Here is a 13073-nt window from a genome sequence, read left to right as displayed (position 1 = left end):
TTGCTGACGCTCTCCTTCTCGCCCCTCGTCCCCGAGCCCGTCCTATGGGCCGCGGCCGCCTTCGCGGCTTTGTTCGCGCTGCTCGCCCTCCTGGCCCGCGGCGCGCCGGCGGCCCTGCGCGCGCTCGCGCTCGCGATCCTCGTCGTGGCGCTCGCCAACCCCGCCCTCGTCGACGAGGAGCGCGAGCCGGTGGACGACGTCGTCGCCGTGGTGATCGACGAGACCGCCTCGCAGGGGCTCGGCGAGCGCGGAGCGATGACGCAGGCGGTGCGCGAGGAGCTCGACCGGCGCCTCTCTTCCATGCAGAACGTCATTCCCCGCTTCATCACCGTCGAGGACGGTGCGGGGGACGACGGGACGCGGCTGTTCCAGGCACTCGCCAACGGGCTCGCCGACGTGCCGCCGGACCGGATCGCGGGCGTCATCCTCGTCACCGACGGCGTCGTCCACGACATCCCCGAGAATGCCGGCCAGCTCGGCTTCCGCGCCCCGATGCACGCCCTCGTCACCGGCAGCGAGGCGGAGAGCGACCGCCAGATCCGCCTCGTGCGCGCCCCGCGCTTCGGCATCGTCGGGCGCGAGCAGACGATCGAGGCCATGGTCGAGGAGCGCAACGGCACCGGCTCGGCGAACGTCACCGTTCGTCGCGACGGCGAGGTGCTCGCGCGCCGCCAGGTGCTCACGGGCCGGCCCTTCTCCGTGCCCGTCGGCATCGAGACCGGCGGCGCCAACGTCGTCGAGATCGAGGTCGAGCCGCTGCCGCAGGAGCTGACGCGCGCCAACAACCGCGCCGTCGTCGAGATCGAGGGCATTCGCGAGAACCTGCGGGTCCTTCTCGTATCGGGAGAACCTCACGCAGGGGAAAGGGCTTGGCGCAACCTGCTCAAGTCCGACGCCAACGTCGATCTCGTGCATTTCACCATCCTGCGCCCGCCGCACAAGCAGGACGGCACGCCCATCGACGAGCTCTCGCTCATCGCGTTCCCCACCCGCGAGCTCTTCCAGGAGAAGATCGAGGAGTTCGACCTCATCATCTTCGACCGCTACGCCAACCAGTCGATCCTGCCGTCGATCTATTTCGACAACATCGTCACCTACGTGGAGAACGGCGGCGCGGTGCTCTTCGCCGCCGGGCCTGAATTCGCCACGGTCGCGTCGCTGGCGCGCACCCGGCTGTCGCCGATCATACCGGGCCAGCCCACCGGCGAGATCGTGGAGGAGCCCTACCGCGCCGAGATCACGAGCGTGGGGGCACGCCATCCCGTCACCCGCGGTCTCGAGGGCTCGCAGACGTCCCCGCCCTCCTGGGGCGAGTGGCTGCGCCTTCTCGACGCGGATGTCGATGCCGGGGACACGGTGATGTCCGGCGCCGACGGGCGCCCGCTCCTCGTGCTCGAGCGCTACGACGAGGGCCGCGTCGCGCTCCTCCTGTCGGATCACGCCTGGCTCTGGGCCCGGGGCTTTCGCGAGGGCGGCCCCTATCTCGACCTCCTGCGCCGCACCGCGCATTGGCTGATGAAGGAGCCCGCGCTCGAGGAGGAGGCGCTGCGCGCGTCCGCGGACGGGCGCACGATCACCATCGAGCGCCAGACGATGGGCGAGACGCCGGCCCCGGTGGTGCTGACCGCACCCTCGGGCGAAAGCGTGCGCGTCGATCTCGTGGAGCGCGAGCCCGGCCTCTACGGCGCGCGGGTGACCGGGGCGGAGCTCGGCCTTCACCAGCTGCGCGCCGACGAGCTCGTGGCCTTCGTCAGCGTCGGCCCCGCCAATCCGCGCGAGATGCGCGACGTGTTCTCGACGACCGAGGCGCTCGCGCCGATCACCGAGGCGACCGGCGGTTCCGTCCGTCGCGTCGCGGCCGAAGGCGGCCCGCCGGTCGTGCCGCGCATCCAGACTGTGCGCTCCGACACGCGGCTGTCGGGCGCGGACTGGATCGGCATCCGCCCCAGCGAGAGCGCCATCGTGCGCGGCGTCTCGGTGACGCCGCTGGCGCTCGGCTTCGTCGGTCTCGTCCTCCTGCTGGGCGCGGCGCTCGCCGGCTGGCTCGCCGAGGGCGCGCGCCGGCGCGCGTGACCCGGTCGCATGCCGGGGATGACACGGGCGGGTTCGGCGTGGAACAGTGGCTCCATGACCGAATCCGAGTTCCTCGACCTCGCCCGGACCCGGCTCTCGCCGGAGCCGATCGGGCGGCTCGCCCTCGCGCGGGGAGACCACGACCTCAATGCCGGCGCGCCCCGCGCGCGCGACCCGAAGCGGGCGGCGGTGCTCATCCCCGTCGTGCGCCGGGAGGCGGGGCCGACGCTGCTGCTGACCGTGCGATCGAGCCGCCTGCGGGCCCATTCGGGCCAGATCGCCTTCCCCGGCGGGCGCATCGACGAGAGCGACGCCTGCGCCTGGCACGCCGCGCTTCGCGAGGCGCACGAGGAGATCGGGCTCGAGGCGCGTTTCGTCGAGCGGCTCGGCTATTCGGACACCTACCTCTCGACGACGGGTTACCTCGTCACGCCCGTCGTCGGCCTCGTCTCGGAGGGCTTCACGCTCACGCTCAACCCGGCCGAGGTGACGGAGGTCTTCGAGATCCCGCTCGCGTATGCCTTCGACGAGGCGAACCAGGAGCTGCAGGTGCGCTGCTGGAACGGGCATCTGCGCCGCTTCTATGCCATCGCGCACGAGAACCACTATATCTGGGGCGTCACGGCGGGCATCCTGCGGCACCTCTACGAGCGGCTCGCCACGAAGGAGCCGGTCGCGTGACGCGCCGGACCGAGGAGCCGACATGACCCGCGTGCTGCTGCAGCAGGCAGTGATCTTCTTCCTGCCCTTCGTCGCCTTCTTCGTCTATCTCCTGCTGCGCCGGCGCAACCCGCTCGCCTTCGCGCATTGGGAGCGCTCGATCCCGCCGCTGGCTGTCGCGGGCCTCGTTCTCGTCGTCGCCGCGCTCGTCTATACGGGCGTCGTCGCCCCGCGCTCCACGGGCGTCTACGTGCCGCCCTCCTACGAGGCCGGCGAGATCAATCCCGGCCGGTTCGACTGATGCCCCTCGACCATTCCCGTCTCGATGCGCTGCTCGTGGATACGCGGGTCGCCGCGCTCCTCGCCGCCTTGAACGGGGCGGGGGAGGAGACGCGCATCGTCGGCGGCGCGGTGCGCAACGCCCTCGTGGGGCGGCACGTGCACGAGGTCGACCTCGCCACCACCGCGACGCCGGACGAGACCCGTGCCCGCGGCGAGGCCGCCGGCTTCAAGGTGGTGCCGACCGGCCTCGCCCACGGCACGCTCACGCTCGTCGTCTCCGGCGAGCCCTACGAGGTGACGAGCCTGCGCGAGGACGTGGAGACCTTCGGGCGCCACGCCGTGGTGCGCTTCGGGCGCGACTTCGCCGCGGACGCGCTGCGGCGCGACTTCACCATCAACGCGCTCTCGCTCGACGCCGAAGGGCGGCTACACGATTATGCCGGCGGGCTCGCCGACCTCGAGGCGGGGCGCGTGCGCTTCATCGGCGACGCGCGCAAGCGCATCCGCGAGGACTATTTGCGCATCCTGCGCTTCTTCCGCTTCTCCGCGGACTTCGCCACCGGCGCCCTGGACGCGGAGGGACTGCACGCGGCGATCGTCGAGCGCGAGGGGCTCGCCATCCTCTCCCGCGAGCGCGTACGCAACGAGATCGTGCGCCTTCTCGAGGCGAAGCGCGCGGTGGAGGTGGTTGGGACCATCTCGGACGCGGGCTTCCTCGGCCTCCTCCTCGGCGGCGTCGCCGATCAGGGGCGGCTCGCGCGCGCGGCGGCGGCGGGACGCGACGCCGTGGGCCGGCTCGCGGCCGCTCTCGTGCGCACCCGCGAGGACGCCGATCGGCTCGGCGAGACGCTGCGGCTCTCGAACGCGGAGCGCGCGCGGCTCGCCTCCTACGCGCGGCTGGTGGAGCATCTCCACGACGCCGCTGATCCCATCGACGAGGCCGCCCTGCGCCGGCTCGTCGCCGATCACCCGCCGGTCGCGGCGGCCGACGCCCTCGCCGCGCTCGACGGCGAGCCGCGCCTGCGCGTGCACGACGAGGCGCGCCCGGCGCTCGCGGGCTTCGAGGCCGATCCCGAGAGCATCCCCGTCCTGCCGCTGCGCGGGCGCGACCTCATCGCCGCCGGTGTCCCGAAGGGTCCCGCGATCGGCGAGGCGATGGCGCGTGCGCGCGCCCGCTGGCTCGCTCTGGGCTGCCCGACGGGCGAGGGCACGCGGGAAGCGCTGATCACCACCGCGCTCGGCGGGGCGGATCACTCGTGAGCGCGCCGGCGCGCCGTCTCGCGCCGCTCCTGCGGGCGGGGAGGCTCTTCGCCGAGCGGGACGGCCCGGCGCATGCGGCGCTCCTCGCCATGACCGCGACCTTCGCGACGCTGCCCATGTTCGTCGCGATCGCGCTCGCCGCGCGGGCGCTCGACATGCCCGACATCCTCTACGCCGCCGAGCGCGGCGTCTTCGCGCTGTGGCCGAAGGTCATCGCGCGCCCCGTGGCGCAGGCGATCGCGAGCGCGGCCGACGACCTTTCCGTCTCCGCCATGCCGGCCATGGCGCTCGCCTTCCTGCTGCTCGCCGGCAACGCCCTCGAGGTCTTGCGCCGGGGGCTCGCGCGCTTCTACGGCGAGGCGAGCGCTGCCGACGGCGCGCTCCGGCGTCGCCTGCGGGCCTTTCGGTGGGCCGGCCTCGGCGCGCTCCTCGCCTTCGCGCTGGCGACTCTCGTCGCCGTCCTCGTCGACCTGCCGCCGACGGCACCTCCCGTGGAGCCGACGACCCCGCCGCCGGGGGCGGGGCCGATCCTGTTCGCCGCACAGACGCTCGGCGGGCTCGCCATCGTCGCGGGGCTGCTGCTCGCGGCGCACACGCGGCTCTCGCGAAGCCGCCTGTCGCCCCGCGCGGCGGCGCCGGGCATCGCCGTCTCCGTCCTCGCGTGGATCGCGAGCGTCAACGCGCTCGCGCTCTACCAAACCCACGTCGCGCCGCCTCAGGCGCTCTACGGCCCCTTCGCGGCGGCGTTCGGGACGCTGCTCTTCTTCTTCGCGGGCGCTTGCGCGGTGCTCTACGGCGCGGCGCTCAACGCCGTGCTCGCCGGGCGCGCGCGGCGTTAAGCGCGCCGTTAACCGCGACGCTCTAGCCTGGACCCAGCGGCGGAAGAAGATCGCCGTGGGGGGCGTACGTGGCGAAGCGTTGCGGACATCGGAACGGGCGGACGAGGGGGACGCGGCGCGTCCTCGTGCTCGCGCTCGTGCCGCTCCTGGCGGCGCTGCCGGACGCGCCCGTGCGCGGGATCGCCCCCGCCGCCGCCCAGCAGGCCGGCGGCGAGACGCGTCCCGCCCTGATGATCACGAGCACGCAAGAGCCGACCTGGGCGCGCATTCGCCTCGACTTCGCGGCGCCCGTCACCACGGTCGCCCGCGCCGAGAACGGCGTCCTCGTCGTGCGCTTCGCCGAGCCCGTGGAGATCGTCGCGGAGCGCATCGGCGAGGAGATCCCCTCCTACGTCTCGCAGGTGCGCCGCGATCCCGACGGGACCGGCCTGCGCATGGCGCTGACGCAGAACTTCTCGGCCAGCGTGCTTCCGGCCGGCGAGATCGTCTTCGTCGACCTCCTGCCGGAAGCCTGGCGGGGCATGCCGCCGGGCCTGCCGGAGGACGTCGTGGCCGAGCTCGCCCGCCGGGCGCAGGCCGCCGAAGCGCGCTTCTCCGCCGAGCGCGCCGCGCGCCGCGAGGGCATGCCGACCCCGATGCCCGTGCGCGTCGCCGAGCTGCCCGGGCTCACCCGCCTGATCTTCGCCGCGCCGGAGGGCGTGCCGGTGGAGGCGCGCTCCAGCGACGGCTCGATCACGCTCTTCTTCGACGAGCGGCTCGACCTCGAGCCCGAGCGGCTCCTTCCCACCATCCCCGGCGTCGCCGCGGTGGAGGAGGACGACACCGGCGAGGCGCTCTACGTGCGCATCGACCTCGACGACGGCTTCGTCGCCCGCGGCTTCCGCGAGGAGGAGGGCTTCGTTCTCGACGTCGAGCCCCGCGACGCGGAAGCCGGCGGCGTCGCGCCCGTGCGCGCGGCACTCGGGCTCGTGCCGTTCCTGCCCGGCGAGGGCGACGCCGCGCCGATCCCGCCCGCGCGCCCGCGAGCGGAGGCCGCGGCCGCGAGCGCATCCATGGAGGACGACGCCGCCGCGACGCAGCTCGTGGAGGAGCCCGCCGACGAGCCGGTCGTCGAGGACGCCGCAGCCGTTTCCGAGGCGCCCGCCATCGCCCCCGTTGCGGCTCCGGCCGAGCCGGCTCCGCCACGCTCGGTGCCGGTGGTGTCGGTCGTCGACGACGGGCTGCGCGTCGTCTTCCCCTTCGGGCCGACGGTGCCGGCGGCCGCCTTCACCCGCGCCGGCGTGCTCATGGTCGTCTTCCAGACGCCCGCCACCCTCGCCGAGCCCGACCTCGGCGGTGCGGCGTCGGATTATGCGATCCTCGAATCCGTGGTGCGCGAGGGCCCCTTCGTCACCGCCCGCATGCGGCTGCCAGAGCCCCGCGTCGCGCGCCTCACGCCCGAGGATGCGGGCTGGACGCTCACCGTCGGCGGCGCGGCCGACGCGGCGCCGGACCCGATCGCGGTGGGCTCCATCGTCGACGAGGCGGGGCGCACGGCGCTCGAGCTCGACCTCCTCGACGCGACGGGCGTGCACTGGACCGACCTGCACGAGGGCGGCGAGCGCCTCGCCGTCGTCACCGCGCCGGGGCCGGCGCGCAACATGTCCTCGACCCGCCGCTTCGCCGAGCTGGAGCTCCTGCCCACCGCTCACGGCATCGCCGTGGCGGCGCTCGCCGACGACGTCGTCGTGCGCGCCGATCTCGACGGCGTGCACGTCACCCGCGGCAACGGCCTCTCCATCGCGCTCCCCTCCGGTCCAGGCGAGGGCGCGGCGGGCGTGCCGCTCGACCTCGTGATCGACTTCGATGCCTGGACGCAGGCCCAGCGCGGCGACATCCGCGACGAGATGCGCGCGCGTCTCGATCGCATCGTCGAGGCGCCGATCCCCGAGCGCAGCCGCGCCCGGCTCGACCTCGCCTTCGCGCTCCTCGCCAACCGCCTCGCGCCGGAGGCCGCGGGGATGTTCCAATACGCGCTCGAAGAGGATCCGGAGCTCGCCGCGCGCGCCGACGTGCAGATGATGGAGGCGATCCTCGCCGCCGAGCGCCGCCGCTTCGACGAGGCGGAGGCGCTGCTCTCCACCGACGCCATGACGGAGAACCCGGAGGCGAGCCTCTGGCGCGCCTATGCGGACGCCATGCGCGAGCGCTGGGTGCCGGCGCTCACCGGCTTTCGCCGCGCCGCGCGGGTGCTCGACGCCTACCCGGACGATCTGCAGGGCCGCATGCGCCTCGCCGCCGCGCGGGCGGGCCTCGCCATGCGCGATTTCGGCTATGCCGACGAGCAGCTCACCGACATCGCCCGCCTCCACCCGGGCGCCGTGGCGGCGGACGAGGTCGACCTCGTGCGCGCTCTCGTCGACGTGGAGACCGGGCGCACGGAATTCGCGCTGGCCGAGCTGACGCGCCTCGCGCAGGAGGGCGCGCGCCCGATCGCCGCCGAGGCGGAGCTCGCGCGCGTGCGTCTCGCCCTCGTCGAGGACGAGATCACGCCCGACCAGGCGATCGAGGCGCTGGAGCGCCTCGCCATCGCATGGCGCGGCGACAGCGTCGAGGTCGAGGCCATGGGCATGCTGGGCCGCCTCTACGCCGATGCCGGGCGCTGGCGCGACGCCTTCTTCACGGCGCACATGGCGAACCTCGTCTTCCCCGACCACCCGGTAACGCTGGCGCTGCACGAGACGACGGCGCAGGCCTTCGACGACCTGTTCCTCTCGGGGCGCGCCGACGACCTCGACGAGGTCGAGGCGGTGGCGCTGTTCTTCGACTTCAAGGAGTTCCTGCCCATCGGGCGGCGCGGCGACGAGATCGTCCGGCGTCTCGCCGACCGGCTCGTGACGCTGGGCCTCCTCGACAAGGCCTCCGAGCTCCTGGCGCACCAGGTCGACAACCGGCTCGAGGGCGCCGGCCGTGCGGCGGTGGCGGCGCGGCTCGCGACGATCCACCTGATGAACCGCCACCCCGCCGACGCGCTCACCACGATCGAGAACACCCGCATCGCCGAGCTGCCGCAGGCCGTGCGGCGGGTACGCAACCTCATCGAGGCGCGGGCGCTCTCGGACCTCTCCCGCACCGATCTCGCGCTGGAGGTCATCGAGGACGAGGCGGGGCCCGAGATCGACCGGCTGCGCGCGGACATCTGGTGGACAGGCCGGCGCTGGCGCGAGGCGGGCGAGGCGCACGAGGCGCTCGCCGGGACGAGCTGGCAGGAGGATCGCGAGCTCACCGACCGCGAGCGCACCGACGTGCTGCGCGCGGCGCTCGCCTACAATCTCGGCCAGGACGGGATCGGGCTCGATCGGCTGAAAGCGAAGTTCGCCGACCCGATGAACGCCTCGGCCGACGCGCGGCTGTTCGCGCTGCTCGGCGATCCCGACGCGCTCGCCACGCCGGGCTTCCGCGACGCGGCCCGCGACATCTCCAGCGAGGACACGCTCCTCGACTTCCTCGCGGCGCTGGAGGCCCGCCACCCGGAAGCGGCGCTCTCCGTCGCGCCGGTGGTCGAGGTGGGCCTGCGCACGCCCGAGCCCGAGCCCGATGCCGCCCCCGAGGCGGAGGCGCCGGCGCCGATCACCGAGCCGACGCCGGTCTCGATACCGGGCCCCGAGGCCCGCGCCGAGGCGACGCGCGAGGCGCTCTGACGGCGAGGCGCTCACGAAGCGCTCGCGCTACCCCCCGCCGTAGCTCTGCACCAGCGATCCCGCCACCAGGCTCCAGCCGTCCACGAGCACGAAGAAGATCAGCTTGAACGGCAGCGAGACCGTGATCGGCGGCAGCATCATCATGCCCACCGACATCAGGATCGAGGCGACCACGAGGTCGATGATCAGGAAGGGCACGAAGAGCAGGAAGCCGATCTCGAAGGCGCGGCGCAGCTCCGAGATCATGAAGGCCGGCACCAGCACGTGCAGGCCGAGGTCCTCCGGCGTCTCCGGGATCGGATCCCCCGACAGCTCGACGAAGAGCTCCAGATCGCGCTCGCGCACGTGCGCCAGCATGAAGGTGCGGAACGGGGCGATGCCGCTCTCGAAGGCCTGCTCGGCGCTGATCTCGTTGGCGAGGAGCGGCTGGATGCCCTCCTCGTAGGCGACGCGGAAGGTCGGCGCCATCACGAAGGCGGTCAGGAAGAGCGCCAGCGAGACGATGACGCCGTTGGGCGGCGCCGTCTGCGTGCCGATCGCCGATCGCAGCAGCGAGAGCACCACCACGATCCGGGTGAAGGAGGTGATCATCACCAGGATCGAGGGCGCGAGCGCCAGGACCGTGATGAGCGCGACGAGCTGGAGCGCGCGCTCCGTGACGCCGTCCCCGTCGCCGAAATCGAGGGTGAGGGTCTGCGCGGCAGCGGGCGCGGCCGACAGGAGGAGGGCGCCGAGCCCGGCGGCGAGAGCGAAGCCGAGCGCGACCCGTCTGGACGCCTCGATGTCGAGACCGTTCATGCTCCTGATTCGCCCATTGCCGCCACGGCCGACGACGCTGCGCAATGGGCCGCCGCTACGCAAGCGGCGCCGCGGCGAAGTCGGTGGACGAGGTCAGGACTTCTCGTCGCGGCTCGGCGCGCGGCCGAGCAGGCGGGCGAACTCCGCCTCGATCTCCTCCACCGAGAAGGGATCGATGGCGCGCGGCCGGGCCGGCTCCTCGGGGGCAGCCGCCGGGGCGGGCTCCTCGATGGCGGCGGACGCCGGGAGGGGCTCCGGCTCCGGCTCGGCGGGCGCCTCCGCGGCGCTCTCGGGCTCGACCGGCACGACGGTGGCGACCGGCTCGGGCGTGGTGGTCTCGAGGTCGGTGGTCTCGGCCTCGGGGAAGCGCTCCGGCTCGAAATCGCGCTCCGCCTCGTCGACGAGGTGCGGCTCGGGCTCCGCGTCGGGGGCCTCGGCTTCGGCGACGGTCGCCGGCAGCTCCTCGGGCGGGCTCGCCTCGGGTGTGGCGGCGATTTCCTCCTCCGGGTCCATGGAGAAGCGCGGCGGTTCGTCCGCGGCGGGCTCCCGGGCGGTGGTCTCCTCGATGGCAGGCTCCTCGATCGTCGTCTCCTCCGAGGTGGTCTCATCGACGACGACCTCCTCGACGGGGGCCGTCACCGACGCGGGCGGCTCGTCCCGCATGGTCGGCTCGTCCCGCACGGGCGCTTCGTCGTGCTGGGGCTCCTCGACGCCGAAACGCGCCAGCGCGTCGTCGGCGGCAGCCCGCTCGATCTCGACGCGCGGCGCCGGCTCCTCGACCGCGCGGGGCATCTCGGCGGGGGGCGGGGCTGCGACTGGGGGCACGACCGGAGGCGCCTGGCGCGCGGCCGGAGCGGTGGCGGGACGGCGCAGGAGGCTCGCGAAGTCGAACTCGGAGGCGGTCTCGCGCGCCGGTGCCGGCCGCGGCGCGGGGCGTGCGAGCGACACGGTGGGTTCGCTCTCGGCAGGACGGCGGGGCGTCGCGCCGTGCGGAAGGGGGCGGCGCAGCGCCTCCTCCAGCTGGCGGGCGACGTCGGAGAGCGCACCGGCATCGTCGCCACGCGAAGCCTGGGTCTCCACCGACGGCGGCGGCACGTCCGCCTCCGGGAGGGGCGCCTGCGCGGGCGAAGCGTCGAAGACGGGCTCGCGCCGCGGCGCGGGCGCGGGTTCCTGCGGCGGGACCGTCGGGGTGGCACGCGAACGCTGCGGCATCACCGGCGCACCCCCGGCCGCGGCGCGGGCGAGATCCATGAGGCCGCGACGCGCGGGCGGCACCGCGGGGGCGGCGGGGGCCGGCACGGCCTGCGGCTCGCCGGCGCGCGGGAAAGGACGGGGCTCGACGCGCGGCGCGGCGATCGGCTCCGGCCGCGCGGGCTCCGGGAGCACCGGCTCCTGGAACGTGGGCTCCTGCTGTTTCGGCAGCACCGTCTCCGGCGCGGGCGCCTCGGGCGCGACGGTATCGGGCGCGCGCGCCGCGAGCGCGGCGTCGGAGACGCCGGCGGGGTCACGCGCCTCCTCGGGGCTCGGCGCGAAGGACGGGGTAGCGACGCTCACGGCCGCGACACCCGCAGCGGCGGCGCCGACCGCCGCCTGCACGCCGAGATCGCGGGCGGGCTCCGGAGGCGGCGGCGCGAAGGGCATCGACGCGGGAGCCGCTGCCACGGGCGGCACGGCCGCCGGCATCGGCGCCTGCGCGCCGCCGGGGCGCTGGGCGGGCCGGGGCGGCGCGCGGCCGATGCCGCTCTCCACGACGACGTCGTTGGGCCCGCCGATCAGGAGGAGGTGCTCCACACCGTCGCGCCGCAGCAGCACGAGCTGGCGCTGGCGGTCGAGGTCGTAGACGTCGACGATACCGAGCCGCGGCTGACGGTTCTTGCCCGATGACAGGTTCTGTCCGCCGATGCGCCGGCCGAGAAGCCGCGGCGCGAGCCAGGCGAACAGGGCGAGGAGCCCCATCACCACGGCGAAGGCGATCAGGTACTGGACGATGGAGGTATTCTCGAAGCCGAGCATGGCAGGTCGTCGCGCTCTCTACTGAACGGCGTCCCGTCGAGAGGCCGTCGGGGCGCGAGATCCCGTGCGGCGTCTCTCGATAGGCGCGCGGATGGCCGCGCCCGCGAGCGCGCCCTGCACCATAACCGTCGCGCGGTTAACACGAAACCACCAGACGGTGGGAGTTCTTTAACGCGCCGTTAACCAACATGCCGGCAAATTTTGCCCAAGGCGGGGCCGGAATCGGGCGCCGTCGACGCCCGAACGGCGGATCGCCCGCCGACACGCACCCGGAGCCACCGCCGTGAGCGCCGCCGGCCTGCCCCTCCTCGAGATGCTGAAGACGCGCCTGCACTGGCATCAGGCGCGCCAGAAGCTGCTCGCCGAGAACGTCGCGAACGCCGACACGCCGGGCTTCGCCCCGCGCGACGTGGCCCAACCGCGCTTCGGCGCGGACGGGCGCGCGGTCTCGACGACGCTCTCGCCGGTGCGCACGAGCCCGCTGCACATCGCCCCGGCGAACGCCTCGCGCAACGTGTCCGAGACCGACGGGGCGCGCTTCGAGGTGCGGCCCTCGGGCAATGCCGTGAACCTCGAGGAGGAGATGCTGAAGGTCGCCCAGAACCAGGCCGACTACCAGCTCGCCGCCTCGCTCTACGAGAGGAACCTCGCGATGCTCCGCACGGCCGTCGGCCGTCGCTGAGCAGGGGACGGAGACCGATCATGGACTTCCTCAGGACGATCGCGGTGGCGGCCTCGGGCCTCAAGGCCCAGTCGGGGCGCATGCGCGTCATCGCGGAGAACATCGCCAACGCCGATTCCACCGCCGCCACGCCCGGCGCGGACCCCTACCGGCGGCGCATCCCCACCTTCGTCGAGCGCTTGGACCGGGAGCTGGGCGTGCGCACGGTCGAGCTCGGCCGCGTGCAGGAGGACCAGAGCGATTTCCGCAGCCGCTTCGACCCGGGCCACCCGGCCGCCGACGAGGACGGCCAGGTCAAGCTGCCCAACGTGTCCTCTCTCGTCGAGAGCATGGACATGCGCGAGGCGCAGCGCAGCTACGAGGCGAACCTGAATCTCGTCAACGCGACGCGCCGCATGCTGAGCCGCACCATCGACATCCTGCGCGCCTGAGCCGCGAGAGGGGAGATCTGAACGATGTCCACGAACCTGTTCGCCGCCAACGCCTACGCCTCGGTGCAAGGGATCGCGCAGGGGCTCGATCGCGGTGGCGGAGCCGCCGGCCGCCTCGGCGGCGCGGGGGGCGAGCGCCCCGATTTCGGCGCCATGGTCCAGGGTGCGCTCGGCTCCGTGGCCGAGGCCGGCCGCGCCGCCGAGGCGCAGGCGAGCGCCGCGGCGGCGGGCCGCGCCGACGTCGTCGACGTCGTCACCGCCGTCGCCGAGAGCGAGGCCGCGCTCAACACGCTCGTCGCCGTGCGCGACCGCGTCATCCAGGCCTACGAAGAGATCATGCGCATGCCGATCTGAC

Annotated in this window: 11 protein-coding genes; 9 read left to right on the top strand and 2 right to left on the bottom strand. The window is 74.1% G+C overall.

What is annotated here, in order from left to right:
* The 6 genes from IEX89_RS12755 to IEX89_RS12730 all read left to right on the top strand — a co-directional run bounded on the left by IEX89_RS12755 (position 1) and on the right by IEX89_RS12730 (position 8794).
* Positions 1–2073 carry a hypothetical protein gene (locus tag IEX89_RS12755; protein ID WP_188913529.1) on the top strand — a complete coding sequence of 691 codons (2073 nt, stop codon included), beginning with the start codon at positions 1–3 and terminating at the stop codon, positions 2071–2073.
* A gap of 54 nt (positions 2074–2127) precedes the next feature.
* Complete coding sequence (locus IEX89_RS12750; RefSeq protein WP_188913527.1) at positions 2128–2754, top strand: CoA pyrophosphatase; 627 nt, start codon at positions 2128–2130, stop codon at positions 2752–2754.
* 22 nt (positions 2755–2776) lie between these two features.
* The gene (locus IEX89_RS12745) at positions 2777–3034 is read left to right on the top strand and encodes a DUF6111 family protein (protein ID WP_188913525.1); all 258 of its coding nucleotides are present in this window, start codon (positions 2777–2779) and stop codon (positions 3032–3034) included.
* Positions 3034–4275 carry a CCA tRNA nucleotidyltransferase gene (locus tag IEX89_RS12740; RefSeq protein ID WP_188913523.1) on the top strand — a complete coding sequence of 414 codons (1242 nt, stop codon included), beginning with the start codon at positions 3034–3036 and terminating at the stop codon, positions 4273–4275. Before IEX89_RS12745 ends, IEX89_RS12740 begins: the two co-directional genes overlap by 1 nt.
* A complete protein-coding gene (locus tag IEX89_RS12735; protein ID WP_188913520.1) occupies positions 4272–5114 on the top strand; it encodes a YhjD/YihY/BrkB family envelope integrity protein in 843 nt (280 codons plus the stop codon). Before IEX89_RS12740 ends, IEX89_RS12735 begins: the two co-directional genes overlap by 4 nt.
* Positions 5115–5239: 125 nt before the next feature.
* Positions 5240–8794, top strand: coding sequence for a tetratricopeptide repeat protein (locus IEX89_RS12730; RefSeq protein WP_188913518.1), 3555 nt, complete (start codon positions 5240–5242; stop codon positions 8792–8794).
* A 27-nt stretch (positions 8795–8821) separates the two neighbouring features.
* Here the strand turns inward: IEX89_RS12730 and fliP are convergent, their stop codons facing one another.
* Complete coding sequence (gene fliP, locus IEX89_RS12725) at positions 8822–9592, bottom strand: flagellar type III secretion system pore protein FliP (protein WP_188913516.1); 771 nt, start codon at positions 9590–9592, stop codon at positions 8822–8824.
* Positions 9593–9685: 93 nt separating this feature from the next.
* The gene (locus IEX89_RS12720; RefSeq protein ID WP_188913514.1) at positions 9686–11605 is read right to left on the bottom strand and encodes a flagellar biosynthetic protein FliO; all 1920 of its coding nucleotides are present in this window, start codon (positions 11603–11605) and stop codon (positions 9686–9688) included.
* A gap of 283 nt (positions 11606–11888) precedes the next feature.
* Here IEX89_RS12720 and flgB point away from each other — a divergent pair, with 283 nt between their 5' ends.
* From flgB to fliE, 3 genes are read left to right on the top strand one after another with little or no spacing between them, the layout of a single operon-like run.
* Entirely contained in the window at positions 11889–12287 is a 399-nt protein-coding gene (gene flgB, locus IEX89_RS12715; protein WP_188913512.1) for a flagellar basal body rod protein FlgB, read from the top strand.
* Positions 12288–12307: 20 nt separating this feature from the next.
* Positions 12308–12718: a flagellar basal body rod protein FlgC gene (gene flgC / locus IEX89_RS12710; RefSeq protein WP_188913510.1), complete on the top strand. Its 411-nt coding sequence runs from the start codon at positions 12308–12310 to the stop codon at positions 12716–12718.
* Positions 12719–12742: 24 nt separating this feature from the next.
* On the top strand, positions 12743–13072 hold the full coding sequence (gene fliE / locus IEX89_RS12705; protein ID WP_188913508.1) for a flagellar hook-basal body complex protein FliE: 330 nt from the start codon (positions 12743–12745) through the stop codon (positions 13070–13072).
* Position 13073: the final 1 nt, after the last annotated feature.

This window comes from Salinarimonas ramus (assembly GCF_014645695.1).
Classification (GTDB): domain Bacteria; phylum Pseudomonadota; class Alphaproteobacteria; order Rhizobiales; family Beijerinckiaceae; genus Salinarimonas; species Salinarimonas ramus.
Note: the sequence above shows the minus strand (reverse complement) of the source record. Positions and strands in the feature narration are given on the sequence as shown.

What these genes read in the sequence shown, in the direction of transcription:
- IEX89_RS12750 (WP_188913527.1), top strand. Translation starts at nt 2,128, where the DNA reads ATGACCGAATCCGAGTTCCTCGACCTCGCCCGGACCCGGCTCTCGCCG.
- IEX89_RS12745 (WP_188913525.1), top strand. Translation starts at nt 2,777, where the DNA reads ATGACCCGCGTGCTGCTGCAGCAGGCAGTGATCTTCTTCCTGCCCTTC.
- IEX89_RS12740 (WP_188913523.1), top strand. Translation starts at nt 3,034, where the DNA reads ATGCCCCTCGACCATTCCCGTCTCGATGCGCTGCTCGTGGATACGCGG.
- fliP (WP_188913516.1), bottom strand. Translation starts at nt 9,592, where the DNA reads ATGAACGGTCTCGACATCGAGGCGTCCAGACGGGTCGCGCTCGGCTTC.
- IEX89_RS12720 (WP_188913514.1), bottom strand. Translation starts at nt 11,605, where the DNA reads ATGCTCGGCTTCGAGAATACCTCCATCGTCCAGTACCTGATCGCCTTC.
- flgC (WP_188913510.1), top strand. Translation starts at nt 12,308, where the DNA reads ATGGACTTCCTCAGGACGATCGCGGTGGCGGCCTCGGGCCTCAAGGCC.
- fliE (WP_188913508.1), top strand. Translation starts at nt 12,743, where the DNA reads ATGTCCACGAACCTGTTCGCCGCCAACGCCTACGCCTCGGTGCAAGGG.